The sequence below is a fragment of the Streptomyces sp. TAA204 genome (genome assembly GCF_000424965.1).
This window is the reverse complement of the sequence record NZ_AUKW01000001.1, coordinates 175,527-196,105: the sequence shown is the minus strand read 5'-3', so window position 1 is coordinate 196,105 and position 20,579 is coordinate 175,527. Positions and strand designations below refer to the sequence as shown.

The window sequence follows — 20,579 nt, the reverse complement described above, 5'->3', positions numbered from 1 at the left end:
GCCGGATCATCCACCGGTCCACAGGATTTCGAGAAGCGGAGCGGCGTCATGCATGTGCCGGACGGATTCATCAACGCCCCCGTCTCGGTCGCGGCCGGGGTGGCGGCGGCGGGAGCGGTCGCGCTCTCGCTGCGCGGCGCCCGCCGCGAACTCGGCGGCGACCGGGACGGCGCGGCCCACCCCGGAGCGGCCGGGGTGACGGCGGAGCGCACCGCGCCGCTCGCCGGGCTCGTCGCCGCCTTCATCTTCGCCGTGCAGATGCTGAACTTCCCGGTGGCGGCAGGGACGAGCGGGCACCTGCTGGGCGGTGCGCTGGCGGCGATACTCGTGGGCCCCTTCACGGGAATGCTCTGTGTCGCGGTCGTCCTGCTGATGCAGGCGGTGCTCTTCGCCGACGGCGGACTGACCGCGCTGGGCGTGAACATCCTCATCATGGGCGTCGTGACGGTCCTGGTCGCGTACGGCGTGCTGCGCGCGCTGCTGCTCGTACTGCCGCGCGGCCGCGGCGCGGTGACCGGGGCCTCCTTCGCCGCCGCGCTGATCTCGGTCCCCGCTTCGGCGATCGCTTTCACGGGGCTGTACGCACTCGGCGGCACCGCCGACGTCGAACTGGGCCGCGTCCTCGCGGCGATGACCGGTGTGCACGTGCTGATCGGCATCGGCGAGGCGGTGATCACGGCGGCCACGGTCGGCGCCGTCATCGCCGTACGGCCCGATCTCGTCCACGGGGCACGGGAGTTGGCCTCCGGCCCGCTCCAACTGCGTACGTCACCGGTCGCTGCGCCCGGAGAGACGGCGGCGCAGCCCCGTCCCGAACAGGGTGCGGTTGCGCGGCCCGCCTCCGCGCCCGAGGGGGAGCGGCAGCCGGCGGCCGCAGCCGCGGGTGAGTCAGCGACCGCTGCCGCGCCCCGCTCCAACCGCGGGATGTGGCTGGGAGGTCTGGCCGCGACCCTGCTGTGCGCGGGCGTCGTCAGCTTCTACGCCTCCTCCAGCCCCGACGGTCTGGAGAGCGTCGCCGCCGACAACGGCATCGACGAGAAGGCCGAGGACCACGCGGCCGAGGACTCCCCCCTCGCCGACTACGGCATCGAGGCGGTCACCGACACCCGCCTCTCCGGCGGCCTCGCGGGCGTGGTCGGGGTCGGCGCGACGCTCGCGGTCGGCAGCGGCATCTTCGTGGCGGTGCGCCGCCGCCGCGCGGAGGGCACCGCCGAGGACGCCTCGTCCCTGCCGGACCCGGCTCCGGCCGCGCGGACTCCGGGAACGTCCCCGCACGACGACGACCAGCGGACCGGCTGAGATGGGCGGCACGGGCCACGCCCACAAGCTGTATCTGCACGGGCACTCACCCGTGCACGCCCTGCCGCCGCACTGCAAGCTCGTCGCCGTCCTCTGCTTCGTCCTCCTTGTCGTCTCCACGCCGCGCGAGGCGATGTGGGCCTTCGGGCTGTACGCGTTCCTGCTCGCCGCCGTCGCGCGCGTGGCGCGGCTGCCGTACGGGCATCTGCTCAAACGGCTGCTGATCGAGGTGCCGTTCGTCGCGTTCGCCTTCCTGATGCCGTTCGTCGCGCGGGGGCCCTACGTCGAGGTGTGGGGGCTGTCCCTGTCCGAGTCCGGTCTCTGGGGCGCCTGGAACATCCTGGCCAAGGGCACCCTGGGCGTCGCCGCTTCCGTCATCCTCGCCTCGACGACCGAGCTGCGTGAACTCCTGCTCGGCCTCCAGCGGTTGAGGCTGCCGCCGATGCTCGTGCAGATCGCGTCCTTCATGATCCGCTACGGGGACGTCATCACCGACGAGATGCGCCGCATGCGCACGGCCCGTCTCTCCCGGGGGTTCCGGGCGACGGGCGTACGGCAGTGGGGGGTGCTGGCGAAGTCCGCCGGAGCGCTGTTCATCCGCTCCTACGAACGCGGCGAGCGCGTCCATCTCGCCATGGTCAGCCGGGGATACACGGGCACGATGCCCGTCATCGACGAAGTGACCGCGACGCGCCGGCAGTGGACCGGGGCCGGGATGCTCCCGCTCGCAGCGCTCGCGGTCTGTCTGATGGGATGGGCCCTGTGAGGACACCATGACCGGCACCGGAGGCACCGGAGGCACCGGAGGCACCGGAGGCACCGGAGCGGCCGGGAGCCCGCGGGGAGAAGAGGAGCCGCAGCCTCCCTCCCTCCATGTCGCCGGGCTCGCCTACGCCTACCCCGACGGCCACCAGGCCCTGTTCGGCGTGGACCTGACCGTCCCGCGGGGTGAGCGGGTCGCGCTGCTCGGCCCCAACGGGGCGGGCAAGACCACGCTCGTGCTGCACCTCAACGGCATCCTCTCCGCCGGTGCGGGCTCCGTGACCGTCGCCGGTCTGCCCGTCGGGCCACGGAACCTGGCCGAGATCCGGCGCCGGGTGGGCATCGTCTTCCAGGACCCCGACGACCAGCTGTTCATGCCGACGGTCCGTGAGGACGTCGCCTTCGGCCCCGCCACGGCGGGTCTGCGGGGCGCGGAACTGGCCTCGCGCGTGCACGACGCGCTCGCACAGGTCGGCATGGAGGCCCATGCGGACCGTCCGCCGCACCACCTCTCCTTCGGCCAGCGCCGCCGGGTCGCCGTGGCCACCGTGCTGGCCATGCGGCCGGAGATACTCGTCCTGGACGAGCCGTCCTCGAATCTCGACCCGGCATCCCGACGTGAACTGGCGGACATCCTCGGCCGGCTGGACGTCACGGTGCTGATGGTCACGCACGACCTCCCGTACGCCCTCCAGTTGTGCCCCCGCTCCGTGGTGCTCAGCGACGGTGTCATCGTCGCCGACGGGGGCACTCAGCAACTTCTGTGCGACGAGGGGCTGATGGCCAGGCACCGGCTGGAGCTGCCCTTCGGCTTCGACCCCGGATCGGTGACCGTCCCCGGCCGGTAGCACCATGGAAGGCGCACGGGCACACGGCACGGGCATCGGGCACGAGCGGACGGACGAGGGCGTGAGCGCTGAGAACGCGGAGACCGCGGTGGACGTCCAGGGCGAGGTGGCGGACGGCTACGAACCGGTCCGTGACGCTTTCGCGGCGAACTTCCGGGAGCGCGGGGAGACCGGCGCGGCGCTGACGGTGCACCGGGAGGGCCGCGTCGTCGTCGACCTGTGGGCGGGTTCGGGCAACGCGGCACGCGGCGCGCACGACGGGCCGGAGGAGCGGGAGCCGCAGGAGCAGACGGAGGAGCAGGGAGAGCCGGGCGGGTCGGGCGAGCCGGCAGGGCTGCCCATGCCCGGCGGGTTCGCGCGGCCGGGCGGCCCCTGGCGGTCCGGTACGGCTGCCGTCATACGCTCCGCCTCCAAGGGGCCGGCCGCGGCCGTCCTCCATCTGCTGCACCAGCGGGGTCAGCTGGACCTCGACGCGCCCGTCGCCACGTACTGGCCCGAGTTCAAGACCAACGGCAAGGAGCGGCTGCTGGTGCGCCACGTGCTCGCGCACCGCGCGGGACTGCCCGCCCTCACCGCGCCGCTCACCCTCGCCCAGGCCGTCGACGGCGTCAGCGGGCCGGCCGCGCTCGCCGCGCAGGCGCCCCTGTGGGAGCCGGGCACCGCGCACGGGTACCACGCGCACACCTACAGCTGGCTCCTGGCGGAGCTGGTGCGGCGTGCCACGGGCCGTACGCTGGGCCGCTGGTTCGCCGAAGAGGTCGCGGGGCCGCTCGGGCTCGACATGTGGTTCGGGCTCCCCGACACGGCGGGGGCGGATCTCGCCCGTCTCGTCCAGGTGCCCACTCCCGAGCTGCCGGCAGCCGCGGGGCTGCGGCTGCGGCCCAAGAAGGCGGTGACCGAGGCGTACGACGATCCCCGCTCGCTGACCCGGAGGGCCTTCGACGCGATCGATCCCCGTCCGGACGAGAACGACCCGGCGTACCTCGCCGCCGGACTCCCCGGCTCGGGCGCCGTGGCCACCGCCCGCTCCCTCTCGCGCTTCTACGCGGCCCTCATCGGCCCGCTGCCCGAGGGGAACGGCGCGCGGGGAGGCAAGGGCGCACAGGGCCCCGCCGGCGGCGCCGGACGGGGCGGTGCGCGGCGCGCGCCGGCGGGCAGCGGGAGGCGCCTGTTCACGCCCGCGACGCTGACCCAGGCGCGCTCCCTGGAGTCGTCCGGGCCCGACCGGGTCCTGGTCGTCGGTTCCCGCTTCGGGCTGGGGTTCATGCTGCACAGCGCGTCGGCGCCGATGCTCACGCCGGGCTCTTTCGGACACCCGGGGCGCGGCGGCTCGCTGGCGTTCGCCGATCCCGAGTCGGGCACCGCCTTCGCGTACGTCACCGCCGCCATGCAGCGCTCCGTCACCTCGGACCCGCGCACGCACGCCCTGGTACGGGCGCTGCGCGGGTGCGTCTGAGGAGACCGGCGCCCCGGGCGCCTGCCGCGCCCGGGGCCCGGGGGAGCGGTGGCGCTCCGGGCGCTCCGGCGCGGCGGCGCCCTGTTTCAGCCTTCGAGCTGGGCCCACACGGCGCTGCCGCGCGTGACGGGGGAGACCGTCACACCCCAGCGGTGGGCGAGTGACTCGACGATGTACAGCCCGCGTCCGCACTCCTTCTCGGCGGTGGGGGGCTGACGTTGGGGTTCACGGCTGGTCGTGTCGTCGTCGTGCACCTCCACCTGGACCCCGCCGCCGGCGGAGAAGGCGGCGGCGCAGACGATCCATTCGCTGTCCGTGTGGGTGACCGCGTTGGTGGTCAACTCCGACAGCACGAGGGCGGCTTGCTCGCGTAAATCACAGGAGGCACCTCGCTCACGGAGCCAGCGGTCCAGGGCATGCCGTGCACGGGGGACGCTGATCTCCTCGGCGGGCAGCCGGAGCGCATGGGTCTCCGTGCCGGTGTCGGACGGCAGACGCGGCGGCAGGTGCGTGGGGGGCACGCTCAAGGGGAGCACGTGGTCACTATGAGCGCTGCGGTCTTCAACTCGCAAGCTTCCTTCTGATAATTTCAGAGTGAAGACGCAATGACGTGGCCGGAGTTGACCGAATTTCTTCGCTGCAGCACCGGGTCCGGACATCATTGCCGAAGTCACTGATCCGCAGGAGGTAGGGCGTGACCGATGCACTGCCGAGCGGTTCGAGTGCCCCCACGGTGCTGCGCATCATCCTCGGGAAGCGGCTCAAGGAGCTGCGTGAGACCTCGGGCGTCCGTGTGGAGACCGCCGCGAAGGCCCTGCGCGTCAACCATCTGACGATCAGGCGGATGGAGAACGCCCAAGTCGGCCTGAAAGTCCCCTACGTCAAGGAGCTGTTGCGGCTCTACGGCGTCCAGGACGAGGAGATCGGGGAGTTCATCGCGATGGCCGAGCAGGCCAACGCCCCCGGTTGGTGGTATCCGTTCCGCGACGCCCTCCCGGACTGGTTCCGTGCCTACGTGAGCCTGGAGACCGACGCACAGGTCATCCGGGTCTACGAACCGCACTACGTGACGGGGCTGTTGCAGACACGGGACTACGCACGGGCGGTCATCCGCGCCGGCTTCCCGCACGAGGCGGACGACGCGCTGGAGCACAGGGTCGATCTGCGGGTACGCAGACAGGCCCTGCTGGACCGGCCGGAGGCGCCGACGCTGTGGGTCGTGCTGGAGGAGTCCGCGCTGCGGCGCGAAGTGGGCGGACCGGCCGTGATGCGGGGCCAGTTGGACCGGCTGATCGAGGCCACCGGGATGCCGAACGTGACGCTGCGCATCCTCCCGCTCGCGGCGGGCCCGCACCCGGGAACGGGCGGGCATCTGACCTATTTCCGCTTCCGCGAACGGGAGTTGCAGGACATCGTCTACACCGAGGTCGGGCTGACCAGCGCGGTCTACCTGGACCAGCGTCCCGACGTCGTCACGCACCTGGAGGCTCTCACGCGCGTCTCGCTGCTGGCCGCCGACCACGTACCGGACCCGCGCGCGTATCTGACCGATCTGCGCAAGGAGTTCGACAGATGAACCCGGGCCGGTCACCGCATCGGCCGCCGCACCACACGGCACCACGGCACCACGGCACCACGGCACCACCGCACCAGGGCACGAGTCGACCGCACTCGTCCGCACAGCCCGATGGACCCGGACCGGCACGACCCGACCACAGCACCGTCCGCCGGTCCGGCCGACCACACCGACCGGCCTGCGGGGGACGTACTCGCCGCCGCGCCCCCGCAGGCTCCGCACGGCAGAAGAGGGATGACACATGACCACGCCCGGGAAGCCGGAGATAGACACCAGCAGGCCCCACTCGGCCCGCATGTACGACTACTACCTCGGCGGGAAGGACTGGTACCCGGTCGACGAGGAGGCGGCGGAGAAGGTCCTGACGGTCTGCCCCCAGATCCGTCACACCGCCGAGACCAACCGGGCGTTCATGCACCGCGCGACGCGAACCCTGGCCTCCGAGTACGGCATCCGGCAGTTCGTGGACATCGGCACCGGCATCCCCACGGCGCCCAACCTCCATCAGGTCGCCCAGGAGACCGCCCCCGACGCACGCGTCGTCTACGCCGACCACGACGCGACCGTCCTGGAGTACGCGGACGTGCTGATGCGCAGCACACCCGAGGGCCGCACCGCCTACATCAACGCCGACGTCCGCGAGGACGCCATCCTCGACTCCCCGCGGCTGCGCGAGATCATCGACCTGGACAGGCCCGTGGCCCTCTCGCTCGTGGCCCTCCTGCACTTCGTCCCGGACGAGAACAGGCCGTACGACATCGTGCGCGGTCTGCTCGAACAGCTCGCCCCCGGCAGCTTCCTGGTCCTCTCGCACTGCACCACCGACTTCGACGCGGCCGCCTGGCAGGGCGTGAAGAAGATCTACGACGCGGGCGGCACGACCGTGCAGCTGCGTTCCCAGCAGGAGGTCGAAGGCTTCTTCGAGGGCATGGAGCTGCTCGAACCCGGAGTGACCGCCGCACACGAATGGCGTCCGGAGCCGGCGGCCGAACTCACCGCGGAGGAAGCCGAAGTGCTGCGCAGCGCCACGCTCTACGCGGCCGTGGGCAGGAAGCCATGAGTGACCCTCTGGGAAGGGATGAGGTCTCCGGCCGCGGACAGAGGCCCACGGAGCACCAGCTGCAGATGGCCCGTATACGCGCCAGGACGACCGGCGAGTCCGTGGCGCACGTGCTGTCGGTGTTCATGGGCGCGGGCCGCTACGGGCCGGAGTCCGGGGACGCAGCGACGGGGCCCGGGGCGCCGCCGGGTGCCGGCGAGGCCGGCGGACGCGGTGACGGCGGCGCCGGAGCGGACCGGCTCGCTCCCGTGATCCCGATCTCGCGCGCCGCGCGTGGCCGGGCTCGAAGTGACGGTGCGGAGGCGGCGCGGGAGCCGGGCACTGCTGAGGCGGCCTCCGCGGCCGAGGCGGGGACACCGGCCGAGGCGGGGACACCGGCCGAGGCGGTGGACACGGCGGACGCCGCCGGGGGACCGCCACCGGAGCGGACACCGGACTGACCACCACCGCACCGGCAGGCGCGCGTCGTCGCGGAATCCCTGGACTTGGGCCGGGCGGGCACGTCAAGCTCGGCCGATGCGGAGATTCGAGGGACACACGGCGCTGGTGACCGGAGCCGGACAGGGGATCGGCGCCGCCGTCTCCCGGCGGCTGGCGGGTGAGGGCGCGCGGGTGCTGGTGACCGACCTGGACGGCGCGCGCGCCGCCCGTACGGCCGGGGAGATCCGCGAGAGCGGTGGCGAGGCCGACGGCATGGCCTGCGACGTGGGGGACCGGCAGGCCGTGGGCGCAGCGGTGGAAGGCGCCGTGGCCCGCTTCGGCCGCCTCGACGTCCTCGTCAACAACGCCTACTCCTGCCATGCGGACGCCTCCCTGCTGGAGGACGAGCCGGACGAGGTCTGGGAGCGGGACCTGGACACCACCCTCACCGGCGCCTTCCGCTGCGCACGCGCCGCCATGCCGTACCTCGCGGCGGCCGGCGGACGGGGCGCGATCGTCAACATCGGTTCGGTCAACGGCATCCAGGACTTCGGCAACCACGCCTACAGCGCCGCCAAGGCCGGACTCGCCGGTCTCACCCGCACCCTCGCGGGGGACGGCGGGGAACGGGGCGTTCGGGTCAACCTCGTCGCTCCCGGCACCGTGCACACCGCGGCCTGGGCGGGACGGGAAGCGGCACTGGAGCGCGCGGCGGCGGTCTATCCGCTGCGCCGGGTGGGTCTTCCCGACGACATCGCTGCGGCGGTCGCCTTCCTGGCCTCCGGGGACGCGGCGTGGATCACCGGGGTCACGCTCCCCGTCGACGGCGGCATCACATCCGTCAACACCGCCTTTCACAACGCCATTCGGCACGGTGGTGCGGGCAGCGATTAGGCCCGTACCACCGTGCGGCCGGCTGTTCGAGGCGGTCAGCCGCTCCCGGGAGCGCTTTCGGCGGCGAACGGGCCGCCGGAGCCGAAGGCCAGGGCGGCGAAGCGTTCGCCGATGCGGCGGTGGGTGGCGGCGTCCGGATGGAGCTGGTCGGGCAGTGGCAGTTCGGCAGCGTCCGTCTCGCCGTAGAGGTCGCGGCCGTCGAGATGACTCAGGTTCGCGTCGTCCGCCGAGCGCTGCTTCACGACGCGGGCCAGTTCGTCGCGGATGACGTTGAGGGTCAGCTTCCCGGTGGCCCGTTCCGCCGGATCCCCCGTGGCGCGGAACCGGAGCCTTCCTTCGCTGATTTCGGAGAAGTCCGGGGCACCGGGGCCGGGGGTGTCCTCGTGGATGGGGCACAGGACGGGCGAGACGACCAGCAGCGGCGTGGTGGGATGCCCCTCGCGGATGGTGTCCAGGAAGCCGTGCACCGCGGGAGCGAAGGCACGCAGACGCATCAGGTCGGCGTTGACCAGATTGATCCCGATCTTGACGCTGATCAGGTCCGCGGGGGTGTCGCGCATGGCGCGGGCGGTGAACGGGTCGAGCAGGGCGCTGCCGCTCAGGCCGAGGTTGATCAGCTCCACGCCGCCGAGGGAGGCGGCCAGCGCCGGCCAGGTCGTGGTGGGGCTCGCCGCGTTGGAGCCGTGACTGATCGAACTGCCGTGGTGCAGCCACACCTTGCGGTCCCCGTGCGGTACGGCCTCCACGGGGGCGTCCGTACGCAGGGCCACAAGTTGCGTGATCTCGTTGTGCGGCAGCCAGATCTCGACGTCCTTCAGGCGGTCGGGCAGACCCGTGAAACGGACCGTGCCGACCGGGCCGGGCCGGGTTTCCGCGGAGCTCGTGGCCATGTCCACCGTCAGGACGTTGCCGCCGCTCACACCGGCCTGCCCTGCCGGACGGCCGTCGACGAGCAGGTCGTACACGCCGTCCGGGCGGGGCGGGACACCCTCGTAGGCGATCTTGGTGCGGAGCGCGTCCAGCTCGACGGCGGTGGCCCGGGTCCGCAACACCAGCCGTACGCCCGAAGGCTGGGCCTCCGCCATGGCCAACTGCCCGTCGGCGCACTGTGCGCGGGCCCGGGCGGGCAGCCGGTGCGGCAGTACCCCGTGCTCGGTGCGCTCCAGTTCGAGCGCGCCGCGCAGGAGGTCCGCGGAGACGGGCGTGGTGATCCACTCCCTCCCGCGGGGAGAGGAGGGAGCGCCTGGGACGGGGTCGGGCTGAGAGCTCATGGGCGTCAGACTGTCAACGGAACGCATGTTCCGCACGTGCATTTCCGCCCCGTACCGGCCACCGTCCCCGCCCCAGCCCGCCCCGCACCGGCGCCCCCGGACTCAGCGCTTGAGCGTGAAGGCGAAATCGCCGGACAGCTTGCCGCTCAGGCGGACTGCCGATACGAGGTTCCCCTCGGTGATCAGTCTCCCGACCTCGGCTCGCGAAAGGCCGAAGCCCTCAGCGATCAGCCGTACCGGCCGTACAGGAATCCGCGCCGCGAAGCGGACGGAGACCTCCGTGGCCTCGCCGTCGGGCTCCTCCGGGACGCCGGTTTCGAGGCGCCAGGCGCCGTCCCAGTCGAGGGCGATGCGATTGCGGCGCCGCACGAGCAGGTCCTGGAGCAACACGGCTGCCAGGCCGGGGTCGTTGCCGTGCAGCAGGTCCAGGAACTCGGATCGTACAGAGCGCACGTTCACCCGTTCCAGGACAGTGATCTTGCTGGTCTCCCCGCAGAGGGCGCACAGCGCGAGGAGCCAGGCGTCGATGAGCTTGTGGTTGGCGTTGACGCGGAATCTGCCGCTCGCCCTGAAGCGCTCGGAGGCGCACGCGTGGCAACGGCGGATTACGAGCGGGAGGCGGGTGGGCAGAACCACCCAGTTCTCGGACACAGGAGTACACCGGTTCCAGTGAGAAGTCCGCAGCGAAAAGGAGCGCGTCGCAGATGCGCGACGCGCGACGAATCAGCGCTCAGGAGGTCTCACTGGATGTACAACGGCAGTCCTCGACGAGGCGGCAGGGGCGGGAGCACGCTAGGGGGTGTCTGACAAATCCCGTCTGGGCCGCGGTGGCCGGCACGCACGCTCGCTGCGTTGTCGGTCGTCGGCGCAGCCCGCTGCGCTCTCCTCCCTCCGCCTTGCGATCGCACGCACCGGCCACCGCGGCCCCGCCCTCGCGGGCGAACGACGCCATTTGTCAGACACCCCCTAGCGGCGCACGGCAGTGCGGCTCCACCGGTTTTCGGGCGGGGTGACGCCTGCCGGGCCCGTTGTTCGTTCGGCAAGTCGCCCAGCGTCACGCCGATCGGAGCGATCGGAGCGATCGGAACGTCAGGCAGCCACGCGGCTCACCGGCCGGGCCCTATGGCTGCACCACCGTCGCACCCGGTGCCGGTGAGGTCGTCCGCCGTGCGGTACGGCAGTGGCCCGAGGCGTCGAGTGCGCGGGCGACCGCGTCCGCCGAGGCGGCGTCCCCGGTGAGGAAGGCGCACGTCGGGCCCGAGCCGGAGACCAGCGCCGCCAGCGCCCCGGCGGCGACACCCGTCTTGAGGGTGTCGGCCAGTGAGGGCCGCAGCGAAACGGCAGCGGCCTGGAGGTCGTTGGAGAGGGCGGCGGCCAGCGCGGCGGGCTCTCCGGTGCGCAGCGCGTCGAGCAGCCGTGCCGACGGCTCGGGTTCGGGGAAGGCGTCCGCGCCCGTACCGGCCGCTTCCCGGAGCCTGTCGCACTCGCGGTAGACGGCCGGTGTGGACAGGCCGCCGTCCGCGACGGCGAACACCCAGTGAAAGGCGCCGCCCACCTCCAGCGGCGTCAGGAGATCGCCGCGGCCACGGCCCAGAGCGGCACCGCCGACGAGCGCGAAGGGCACGTCCGAGCCCAACCGCGCCCCGAGCGAAAGCAGTTCGTCCTGCGACGTCCGCGTACCCCACAGGGCGTCGCAGGCGAGCAGTGCGCCGGCGGCGTCGGCGCTGCCGCCCGCCATACCGCCCGCGACGGGAATGTCCTTGGTGATGTGCAGGGCGGCGCGCGGCTCGCGTCCGTGCCGCTCGGCCAGGAGCCGGGCGGCACGCACCGCGAGATTGCTCTCGTCCAGGGGGACCTGGGCCGCGTCCGCACCGGAGACGGTGATCCGCAGCTCCTCGGCGGGGCTCGCCGTGACCTCGTCGTACAGGCCGACGGCGAGGAAGACGTTCGCCAGTCCGTGGAAGCCGTCGGGGCGCAGACCACCCACTCCGAGCTGGACGTTGACCTTCGCGGGAACCCGCACCGTGACCTGGCCGGGGTCGCTCATGCTGCGGACTCCTTCTGCGGCGAGTGCTGTTCGGCGATGGCTGCGAACTCCCCGACGGTGAGTGCCTCCCCGCGCGCCTGCGGGGAGACGCCCGCACGGTTCAGTGCCTCCTCGGCCGCCGCCGCGGAGCCCGCCCACCCGGTCAGCGCCGAGCGCAGCGTCTTGCGGCGCTGCGCGAACGCGGCGTCCACGACGGCGAACACCTCGTCCCTGCTCGCGCTCGTACGCGGCGGGTCGCGGCGCACCAGCGAGACCAGCCCGGAGTCCACGTTGGGCGCGGGCCAGAACACGCTGCGGCCGATGGAGCCCGCCCGTTTCACCTCGCAGTACCAGGACGCCTTGACCGAGGGAACACCGTAGACCTTCGAGCCCGGTGCCGCCGCCAGCCGGTCGGCGACCTCCGACTGCACCATGACCAGGGCCCGTCGCAGCTCCGGGAACGTGGCCAGCATGTGCAGCAGCACCGGAACGGCCACGTTGTAGGGGAGGTTGGCCACCAGCGCGGTTGGCGGCGGTCCGGGCAGCCGGCTCACGTGCATCGCGTCCTCGTGCACAAGGGTGAAGTCCCCACAGCGGTGCGGCAGTCGGGCCCCTACCGTCGCAGGCAGCGCGCCGGCGAGCTGATCGTCCACCTCGACGGCGACGACCTGCCGCGCGGTCTGCAGCAGCGCGAGGGTCAGCGAGCCCAGCCCCGGGCCGACCTCCAGCACGACGTCATCGGCGTGGACGTCCGCCGTGCGCACGATCCTGCGCACGGTGTTGGCGTCGATGACGAAGTTCTGCCCCCGCTGCTTGGTGGGCCGCAGGCCCAGCGCCGCAGCCAGTTCGCGGATCTCGGCGGGGCCCAGGAGCGCGTCGCCGCCGCCCTCCTCCTGTGCGCCGGAGGCGGGGAGGCCGCCGGAAGCGCGGTCGGGGTCGGGGCCGGGGGCTGCGTTCACCCCGCCAGTTTACGGCCGCAGGACGGCCACGGACTCGCCCCCTGTGAGACGTAGAGCTTCTTGGCGCGGTAGGTCTGCTCCTCCGCCGGCGCGTCCTGCGGACGTCCCTGTCCGCCCAGCCCGCGCCAGGTGTGCGGGTCGAACTGGTACATCCCGCCGTAGTGCCCGGAGGCGTCCACCGCGCCCGGCCTGCCGCCGGACTCGCACTGCGCCAGCGCCTGCCAGTCGAGGTGGTCCGCGCCCGGCACGGAGGTGGGCAGCGGCTTCGTGCCGACCCGGACGATCCGGTGCTCCGGGCGCCGCAGCACCTCCACGGCGATCCGTCTCGGCTTCTCCCGCACGCCGTCGACGGTACGCAGCCGGTAGGTGACACGCCTCAGGCCCGGCCTGCCCGCCTGTGCCACGACCTCCGTGCCGACGGTCAGCTCCGGGTCCGCCCGCCGGACCGTCTCGAATCCGATCCGCTCCTCCTCCACCTTCTCGCTCCCGGTGATCCGCGTCACCGTGATGGTCTGCCCGTCGCGCGGGAAGCTGTCGGGCGGTTCGGACGTGCTGTCCAGGGCGCCGAGTTCGATCCCGGCGTCGGCGAGGGCGTCGAGCACCGTCGCCGCGTTCGTCCTTACGGTCTGCTCCCGGCCGTCGGCGAGAAAGGTGACGCCGCGCTCCGTGCGCACCTCCAGTTCAAGGCCGTCACGCGTGACGGGGGTGCTGCGTGCCGGCGAGATGCGGGCGCCCGCGGTGCGTACGCCGAGTTGCCGCAGCGCGTCCCCCACGGTGCGCGCGGTGGTCCACGCGCGGCGGCGCGTGCCGTCGAGGGTGAGGTCGAGGGGTCGTCCGCGGCGGACCTCGACCGTGTCACCGTGGGTGAGGGCCTGCTGCGGTGAGGGGCCTACGGCGTCGTGCTCACCGACCTTCACGCCCTCCTCGTCGAGGAGTTCACCGACGTCGTCCGCGAACGTGTGCAGGGTGCGCGGCGTACCGTCCACGCTCAGCTTCACCGCCTTGTCGTGGGCGACGAAGGCGGACGTCCCACCTGCGAGGAACGCCACGACCAGGGCCTGCGGCAGCAACCGGCGCAGCATCTCGGGGCGTTGGGACGCCCTGCGCGCGCGCTCGGCACGCCGCGCGGCGGCACGTCCGCCCTCGGTGCGCACCCCCGCGGCCGCGGAAGGGGCGCGCAGGGGCTCAGCAGCGGGACGGGAGGGCTCGGAACTCTCGTAGGACTCGTAGGAGGGGCGGTAGGTGTCCTGGAGGCCGCGCTCGACGGTGCGCTCGATCGCGCGCTCGGTCCTGCGCTCGACGGGGCGGTCGTAGCCAGCGGGAGCCTGGAAGCCGCGCTCGTACACCGGGGGAGTCCGGACGCCGGTGCCGGACTCCCGCCCGTGTCCGCGCTCGTGGAGCCGGCCGTAGGGCTGGAGGTAGGGCGGGCCGTAGGGCTGGGCGTAGACCGGCGGCACGTACGGCGGTGCCGCGCGGCGTGTACGGACGGTGCGGCCCCGGTCGGTGTCGTACGCCTGCTCGGGCACGTGCGGTGACGGCTTCATCTGCTCGCGGGTGCCGTGTCCACCACGGCGCGCCGCGCGGTGACTTCCCTGCGACTGGCTCAACGACGCACTCCAAGATCCGGCGGGATGTCGCGCGGACTGTAGCCGGAGTCGGCGTCACTCTCCAAAGCGGAGTCACTGCGCAGAGTGACTGTCCGGTGCTTCGGGAAGCCGTGGCGAAGCGGCTCTCAACAGCCGAAGGCGCGCGCCGTGTTGGCGGCGACGTGCCCGGCCAGGGAATCTTCGGACATTCCCTTCGTCTCCGCCATCGCGCGCAGCGTGACCGGAACGAGGTAGGGCGCGTTAGGCCGTCCGCGGTACGGCATCGGCGTCAGGAACGGCGCGTCGGTCTCCACCAGCAGCAGTTCGGGGGGTGCGGCGGCGAGGGCTTCCCGCAGCGGAGCGGCGTTCTTGAAGGTCACGTTGCCGGCGAAGGACATGAACCAGCCCTTCTGCGCGCAGAGTCGGGCCATGTCCGCGTCGCCGGAGAAGCAGTGGAAGACGGTGCGCTCGGGAGCGCCCTCCTCGGCCAGGACGCGCAGCACGTCCTCGTGCGCGTCACGGTCGTGGATGACGAGCGCGCGCTGCTGCCGCTTGGCGATGCCGATGTGGGCGCGGAAGGAGTACTGCTGCGCCGCGACGCCCTCCTCGCCCGTGCGGAAGTAGTCCAGGCCTGTCTCGCCGACGGCGAGCACCTGGGGCAGGGCTGCCAGCTTCTCGATCTCTGCGAGGGCCTCGTCCAGTCCGGCCCGGGTGCCCGCGCGGGGTGCCTCGTTGGGGTGCAGGGCCACGGCCGCGTGCACCGAGGGGTGTTCGGCGGCCACTTCCGCTGCCCAGCGCGAGCGCTCCAGGTCGCAGCCGACCTGGACGAGAGTGGTGACCCCCACCGATGCCGCCGCGGCGACGGCCTCCTCCACAGAGGGCTCCTGCATGTCCAGATGCGTGTGCGAATCCGCCACCGGTACGCGCAGCGGTTCGGGCAGCGGCGGCGCGGGCTGGGACTGCGGCTTGGCGGAAGTGGGCATGCCGCGATCCTAGGTCGTGCCGGACGAAGGGCGCCGCCGGGCGGCGTACCGCGCCGCTCCACGCGCGTACCGCGCGCCGCCCTACGTGCGGGGGTGTCCCGGGTCCGCCGGTGACGGCCTGCCCGGCCGGCCCTCCGGCGCGGGCCGCCGCTGCGGGGTGCGTTCCGGCCGGGCGGCGGCGACCCGCCCGGCCCGCATGATCCGCAGTTGATGCCCGTCGCACTTCACGCACGTGGGGTGCGTGATCGGTGACGGCACCCGCTCACCGTCCGTGCGGTAGGTGACGAACGGAGTGCCGTCGGGATATTCGAGGCGCCTCACTTCGTACTCCTGCTCCCAGCCGTGTCCGCACCGCATGCAGGCGAAGGAGTACGCCTCGTGAACTGTCGTTCCGGAGTGGTCCATGGCAGCACCTCTCTCCGAACGTTCCGGACGTGCCGGACTCTCCGGCTCTCTCCGGACTGAACGGCTCACCACCAGTGGACTCCTCCCACGGACCGAACACACGACCCCTTCTGCCGTGTTGGGGGAGATTTGGTCCCGCCGTGGGAAAGCCGCCCGGCTGCCCGGACCTTCTTTGCCGTTCGCGGAGGCGGCCTTGCCCGCCGCTTGGGCAGCGGCACCCCGGCGCTGTGCCCCGAACCGCCCCCGGCGCCGCCGTTCCGCGCCGTGCGGAGGCCGTGCGCTCAGGCGGAACCGCCCTGCGGGGCGGCGCCCTTCTTCGCCGCCACCACCGCGTCGAAGACCTCGCGCTTGGGCACTCCCTCCTGCTGTGCCACCGCCGCGATCGCCTCCTTTCGGCGCTCGCCCGCCTCTTCGCGCACCGCGACGCGGCGCGCCAGCTCCGTGGCGTCCAGTTCCTGCGCGCCGCCCACCGCCGCGCCCTCGACGACGACGGTGATCTCGCCGCGCACCCCGTCCGCCGCCCATCCGGCCAGTTCGCCCAGCGTTCCCCGCCGGACCTCCTCGTACGTCTTCGTCAGCTCCCGGCACACGGCTGCCCGCCTGTCGGGGCCGAAGACCTCCGACATCGTCTCCAGCGCGGCCTCCAGCCGGTGCGGCGACTCGAAGTACACCAGTGTGCGGCGCTCGTCGGCCGCCTCGCGCAGCCGCGCCCGCCGCTCGCCCCGCTTGCGGGGCAGGAAGCCCTCGAAGCAGAACCGGTCCACGGGAAGCCCCGAGACCGCCAGCGCCGTCAGCACGGCGGACGGACCGGGCACAGCCGTGACACCGACGCCCCGCTCCACCGCCGCCGCCACCAGCCGGTACCCGGGGTCGGAGACCGACGGCATCCCGGCGTCCGTCACCAGCAGCACCCTGGACCCCGAGACGAGCGCGTCCGCCAACTCGGGTGTGCGGGCGGCCTCGTTGCCCTCGAAGTAGGACACGACGCGGCCGCCGGGGCGTACGCCGAGCGCCTGCGTGAGCCGCCGCAGCCGCCTGGTGTCCTCCGCGGCGACGATGTCGGCCTCCGCGAGTTCACGGGCGAGCCTCGGCGGCGCGTCCGCGACGTCCCCGATGGGTGTCCCGGCGAGTACGAGCGTTCCAGTCACACACCCCATCCTCCCAGGGCGGCCGGGCCGCACCGCACGTACGGTCACCGGCCTCCCGCACCCCGCAGCGGTCCTCGGGCACCCCGCAGCGGTCCTCGGGCACCCGGCAGCGGCCCTCGCGCACCCGGCCGCGGCCCGGCACCCGCTGCGGCCGTGTGCGCCTGTGCGGACTTCGCGGGCCGGCCGTGGGGCGCGTGCAGGTTCCCTACGATGGCCCGGTGACGACCAGTGACACCGCGGCAGACGTCCAGCGCGTGGAGAGCCCGGACAGCCTGCCCACATGGCAGGTCCGGCTGCGCCGATTCGGCTACGCGGGACGCCCGCGGATCGGCACCCGGGAACGCCTGGTGCCGCCGTTCCCCGGGCCGGACCTGCGAATCGGCGCGCTGTTCGGCCTCTCCCCCCGCGCCGCCGCCTTCCTCGCGCGCTGGTCCGCGTGGGGCGGCCCGCTTCTGGTCGCGCTCGTCGCGGGGGTGCTGCGTTTCTGGCAGCTCGGCTCCCCGCACGCCGTGATATTCGACGAGACGTACTACGCGAAGGACGCCTGGTCGCTCTTCCGGTACGGCTACGAAGGAAGCTGGCCGGACAAGGCCAACGACAGCATCCTCGGCGACCCCCAGCGGATTCCGCTCTCGCCGGAGGGCTCCTACGTCGTCCATCCTCCCGCCGGGAAGTGGATCATCGGCGCCGGGGAGTGGATGTTCGGCCTGGACCCCTTCGGCTGGCGCTTCATGACGGCCGTACTCGGCACACTGTCCGTGCTGATGCTCTGCCGCATCGGACGGCGCCTCTTCCGCTCCACCGTGCTGGGCTGCCTGGCCGGGGCGCTCATGGCCGTGGACGGCCTGCACTTCGTGATGAGCCGGGCCGCGCTGCTCGACCTGGTGCTGATGTTCTGGGTCCTGGCGGCCTTCGGCTGCCTGCTGCTGGACCGGGAGCGCACCCGCGCGCACCTCGCCCGCGCGCTGCCCGTCGATCTCCCCGAAGGACCGCCCGTCCACGCGCCCCCGGACGGACCCGGGGGCAGCGTCCGCAGCGACACCGCCGGCGGCTCACGCCCCGACCCGGATGTGGGCGCCCGGCTGAGGCACGGGCTGCGTCCGTGGCGTCTGGCCGCCGGCCTGTGCCTGGGCCTCGGCTTCGCCACCAAGTGGAACGGCCTCTACATCCTCGCCGCCTTCGGCATCCTCACCGTCCTGTGGGACGTGGGCGCCCGCCGCACGGCCGGGGCACCGCGACCGTTCGCCGCGATGCTCCGGCGGGACGCGGCGCCCGCCTTCGTCTCACTGGTGGTGGTGAGCTTCGGCACATATCTCGCGTCCTGGTCAGGCTGGCTGGCCACCTCCGGCGGCTACTTCCGCGACTGGGCGGACAAGGCGGGCGCCGCCGGGCCGTGGGGCTGGCTGCCGGGCCCGCTGCGCAGCCTGTGGCACTACGAGGCGGAGGTCTACGACTTCCACGTCGGCCTCACCTCGCACCACACCTACGAGTCGAATCCGTGGAGCTGGCTGATCCTCGGCCGCCCCGTCTCCTACTTCTACGAGTCACCGAAGGCCGGCAAGGACGGCTGCACCGACCAGGCGGAGGGCTGCGCCCGCGAAGTGCTGGCGCTGGGAACGCCGTTGCTGTGGTGGGCGGCCTGCTTCGCGCTGCTGTACGTGCTCTACCGCTGGCTCTTCCGGCGTGACTGGCGGGCGGGCGCCGTCCTGTGCGGTGTCGCCGCGGGCTATCTGCCCTGGTTCATGTACCAGGAGCGCACGATCTTCCTCTTCTACGCCGTCGTCTTCGTGCCGTTCCTGTGCCTGGCGGTGTCGATGATGATCGGCGCGCTCGCCGGGCCGCCGGGCGTGGACGAGCGCAGACGCACCATCGGGATCGTCGGTTCGGGCGTGCTCGTGCTGCTCGTCGTGTGGAACTTCGTGTACTTCTGGCCGATCTACACGGGGCAGACCCTCCCCATGGAGGAGTGGCGCGGCCGCATGTGGTTCGAGACCTGGATCTGAACGGGCTCCCGCCGCCCGGCAGTCGGGCCCCCAGTGGTCGGCAGGTAACCCCTGAATCGGTGATTATTCGAATCCGCTTCCCGGCCATATGCCCCCGAAGGGGACGACCGGGGGCACGTGATGTTGCACGCGTGCTCTAGGGTGCCTCGGACGGGTCCTTGGCCGGGTCGGCCGAGGCGGGCGGAGGGGCAGAATCCAGATATGCGTGACACTCAGAAGATGGCGCTGATCGGGGGCGCCGCCGCAGTCGTCGTCGGTGCCACCGGCTTCGGCGTCTACGCCCTCGTCGGGGGTGACAGCAAGGAAGGCGGCAACGGAAGCGTCACCTCGTCCGACGACGGCGAGGGAGGGAAGAAGGTCAGGACCGGCCCGCCCAGCGCGGCCGAAGTCCGCACCACGGCCAAGCAGTTCCTCAGCGCGTGGGCCTCAGGGGACACCAAGGAGGCCGCCGCGATGACCGACGACAAGGCGCAGGCCGCCGCGAGCCTCAAGAGCTATCACGACGACGCACGCGTCTCGAAGGTCGGACTCTCGCCCGACACCCCCTCCGGTGCGAAGGTCCCGTTCGACGTGACCGCGCAGATCGCGTACGAGAAGCAGCGTTCCGCCTGGGCCTACAGCTCCTCGCTCGAAGTCGTGCGCGACAAGAAGAGCGGCGAGGCAGTCGTCGACTGGAAGCCGCAGGTGCTGAACCCGAAGCTGAAGGAGGGCGAGTCGGTCAGGACCGGCAAGGCGGGGACGCCGCCGATCAAGGCCGTCGACCGCAACGGCGCCCCGCTCACCAAGGAAGAGCACCCGATGCTCGCCGGCGTCCTCGACGACCTGCGCAAGCGGTACGGCGACAAGACGGACGGCACCCCCGGAGTCGAGACACGCATCGTCGACGCCAAGGGCGAGGACACCGGCACCACGCTGCGGACGCTCTCCAAGGGGCAGCCGGGCACCCTCAAGACCACTCTGGACAAGGACGTCCAGGTGACCGCCGAGCAGTCGGTGAAGGGCAAGCCCAAGGCCTCCGCCGTCGCCGTGAAGTCCAGCACCGGCGAGGTGCTCGCCGTCGCCAACTCGCCCGCCGACGGCTTCAACGCCGCCTTCCGCGGCTCCCTCGCGCCCGGCTCCACCATGAAGGTGATCACCGCCGCGATGCTGCTCGACAAGGGCCTCGCCTCACCGGACAAGCCGCACCCGTGCCCCAAGTTCCACACGTACGGCGGCTGGAAGTTCCAGAACGACGACAAGTTCGAGATCGAGAACGGCACCTTCGCGCAGAGCTTCGCCCGCTCCTGCAACACCGCCTTCATCACCCAGGCCGAGAAGCTCGAGAACGACGACCTGGGCAAGGAGACCCGCGAGGTCTTCGGCATCGGCCAGAACTGGAACGTGGGCACGGGGACGTTCGACGGCAGCGTGCCCACCATGTCGGACGCCCAGATGGCCGCCTCCCTGATCGGCCAGGGCGGCGTGCGGATGAACCCGCTCAACATGGCGTCCGTCGCGGCGACCGTGCAGAGCGGCACCTTCAGGCAGCCGGTGATCGTCTCTCCCTCGCTGGACGACCGGGAGATCGCCAAGGCCTCGCGTGAGATGAAGCCGGGGACGAAGAGCGCGCTGAAGAACCTGATGAAGCTGACGGCGGCGAGCGGTACGGCCGCCGAGCCGATGGCGGGCCTCAGCGGCGACGTCGGTGCCAAGACGGGCTCCGCCGAGGTCGACGGCCAGAAGAAGCCGAACGCGTGGTTCACGGCTTACAACGGCGACATCTCGGCGGCCGCGGTCGTACCCGCCTCGGGGCACGGCAGCGACAACGCCGGCCCGGTCGTCCGCAAGATCCTGGAGGCCGGTACGGGCTGAGCCCGCGCCCGGCGCCCCGCGCGGCCTCCGCG

19 protein-coding genes are annotated in these 20,579 nt (G+C 72.6%); 10 read left to right on the top strand and 9 right to left on the bottom strand.

What is annotated here, in order from left to right; translation table 11 throughout:
• Window positions 1-48: 48 nt before the first annotated feature.
• The 4 genes from H343_RS0100845 (at window position 49) to H343_RS0100830 (ending at window position 4,365) form a co-directional block, all read left to right on the top strand.
• A complete protein-coding gene (locus tag H343_RS0100845; RefSeq protein ID WP_028429593.1) occupies window positions 49-1,299 on the top strand; it encodes an energy-coupling factor ABC transporter permease in 1,251 nt (416 codons plus the stop codon).
• Window position 1,300: 1 nt separating this feature from the next.
• A complete protein-coding gene (cbiQ, locus tag H343_RS0100840) occupies window positions 1,301-2,065 on the top strand; it encodes a cobalt ECF transporter T component CbiQ (protein ID WP_028429592.1) in 765 nt (254 codons plus the stop codon).
• Between the two features lie 7 nt (window positions 2,066-2,072).
• Complete coding sequence (locus tag H343_RS28130; protein ID WP_051264423.1) at window positions 2,073-2,909, top strand: ABC transporter ATP-binding protein; 837 nt, start codon at window positions 2,073-2,075, stop codon at window positions 2,907-2,909.
• An 88-nt stretch (window positions 2,910-2,997) separates the two neighbouring features.
• A complete protein-coding gene (locus tag H343_RS0100830; RefSeq protein WP_486586757.1) occupies window positions 2,998-4,365 on the top strand; it encodes a serine hydrolase domain-containing protein in 1,368 nt (455 codons plus the stop codon).
• A gap of 86 nt (window positions 4,366-4,451) precedes the next feature.
• Here the strand turns inward: H343_RS0100830 and H343_RS0100825 are convergent, their stop codons facing one another.
• A complete protein-coding gene (locus H343_RS0100825) occupies window positions 4,452-4,901 on the bottom strand; it encodes an ATP-binding protein (protein WP_158679491.1) in 450 nt (149 codons plus the stop codon).
• A 158-nt stretch (window positions 4,902-5,059) separates the two neighbouring features.
• Here H343_RS0100825 and H343_RS0100820 point away from each other — a divergent pair, with 158 nt between their 5' ends.
• The 4 genes from H343_RS0100820 (at window position 5,060) to H343_RS0100805 (ending at window position 8,315) form a co-directional block, all read left to right on the top strand.
• On the top strand, window positions 5,060-5,941 hold the full coding sequence (locus tag H343_RS0100820) for a Scr1 family TA system antitoxin-like transcriptional regulator (RefSeq protein ID WP_028429589.1): 882 nt from the start codon (window positions 5,060-5,062) through the stop codon (window positions 5,939-5,941).
• A 241-nt stretch (window positions 5,942-6,182) separates the two neighbouring features.
• Window positions 6,183-7,001 carry an SAM-dependent methyltransferase gene (locus H343_RS0100815; protein WP_028429588.1) on the top strand — a complete coding sequence of 273 codons (819 nt, stop codon included), beginning with the start codon at window positions 6,183-6,185 and terminating at the stop codon, window positions 6,999-7,001.
• Window positions 6,998-7,441 carry a hypothetical protein gene (locus H343_RS0100810; protein WP_028429587.1) on the top strand — a complete coding sequence of 148 codons (444 nt, stop codon included), beginning with the start codon at window positions 6,998-7,000 and terminating at the stop codon, window positions 7,439-7,441. The genes H343_RS0100815 and H343_RS0100810 overlap by 4 nt, the downstream gene beginning before the upstream one ends.
• Window positions 7,442-7,517: 76 nt before the next feature.
• Window positions 7,518-8,315 carry an SDR family oxidoreductase gene (locus H343_RS0100805; protein ID WP_028429586.1) on the top strand — a complete coding sequence of 266 codons (798 nt, stop codon included), beginning with the start codon at window positions 7,518-7,520 and terminating at the stop codon, window positions 8,313-8,315.
• Between the two features lie 35 nt (window positions 8,316-8,350).
• Here H343_RS0100805 and H343_RS0100800 read toward each other — a convergent pair whose 3' ends face one another.
• From H343_RS0100800 to rsmI, 8 genes are all read right to left on the bottom strand, one after another.
• The gene (locus H343_RS0100800; RefSeq protein WP_037901978.1) at window positions 8,351-9,586 is read right to left on the bottom strand and encodes a GDSL-type esterase/lipase family protein; all 1,236 of its coding nucleotides are present in this window, start codon (window positions 9,584-9,586) and stop codon (window positions 8,351-8,353) included.
• A 102-nt stretch (window positions 9,587-9,688) separates the two neighbouring features.
• A complete protein-coding gene (locus H343_RS0100795; RefSeq protein ID WP_106958749.1) occupies window positions 9,689-10,237 on the bottom strand; it encodes a DUF1062 domain-containing protein in 549 nt (182 codons plus the stop codon).
• A 469-nt stretch (window positions 10,238-10,706) separates the two neighbouring features.
• Window positions 10,707-11,633: a 4-(cytidine 5'-diphospho)-2-C-methyl-D-erythritol kinase gene (locus H343_RS0100790; RefSeq protein WP_028429583.1), complete on the bottom strand. Its 927-nt coding sequence runs from the start codon at window positions 11,631-11,633 to the stop codon at window positions 10,707-10,709.
• The gene (gene rsmA / locus H343_RS0100785; RefSeq protein ID WP_028429582.1) at window positions 11,630-12,481 is read right to left on the bottom strand and encodes a 16S rRNA (adenine(1518)-N(6)/adenine(1519)-N(6))-dimethyltransferase RsmA; all 852 of its coding nucleotides are present in this window, start codon (window positions 12,479-12,481) and stop codon (window positions 11,630-11,632) included. Before rsmA ends, H343_RS0100790 begins: the two co-directional genes overlap by 4 nt.
• 86 nt (window positions 12,482-12,567) lie before the next feature.
• Window positions 12,568-14,178 (bottom strand): resuscitation-promoting factor, encoded by a 1,611-nt coding sequence (locus H343_RS28125; RefSeq protein ID WP_486586734.1) that lies wholly within the window; start codon window positions 14,176-14,178, stop codon window positions 12,568-12,570.
• A 125-nt stretch (window positions 14,179-14,303) separates the two neighbouring features.
• Window positions 14,304-15,140 (bottom strand): TatD family hydrolase, encoded by an 837-nt coding sequence (locus H343_RS0100775; RefSeq protein ID WP_028429581.1) that lies wholly within the window; start codon window positions 15,138-15,140, stop codon window positions 14,304-14,306.
• Window positions 15,141-15,221: 81 nt separating this feature from the next.
• Window positions 15,222-15,545, bottom strand: a complete 324-nt coding sequence (locus tag H343_RS28120) for a hypothetical protein (protein WP_486586733.1) — start codon at window positions 15,543-15,545, stop codon at window positions 15,222-15,224.
• Window positions 15,546-15,826: 281 nt separating this feature from the next.
• A complete protein-coding gene (gene rsmI / locus H343_RS0100765; protein ID WP_028429580.1) occupies window positions 15,827-16,693 on the bottom strand; it encodes a 16S rRNA (cytidine(1402)-2'-O)-methyltransferase in 867 nt (288 codons plus the stop codon).
• A gap of 218 nt (window positions 16,694-16,911) precedes the next feature.
• Here rsmI and H343_RS0100760 point away from each other — a divergent pair, with 218 nt between their 5' ends.
• Together H343_RS0100760 and H343_RS0100755 are read left to right on the top strand one after the other, a co-directional pair.
• Entirely contained in the window at window positions 16,912-18,696 is a 1,785-nt protein-coding gene (locus tag H343_RS0100760) for a phospholipid carrier-dependent glycosyltransferase (protein ID WP_037901971.1), read from the top strand.
• A 201-nt stretch (window positions 18,697-18,897) separates the two neighbouring features.
• Window positions 18,898-20,547: a penicillin-binding transpeptidase domain-containing protein gene (locus H343_RS0100755; RefSeq protein WP_028429578.1), complete on the top strand. Its 1,650-nt coding sequence runs from the start codon at window positions 18,898-18,900 to the stop codon at window positions 20,545-20,547.
• Window positions 20,548-20,579 lie beyond the last annotated feature (32 nt).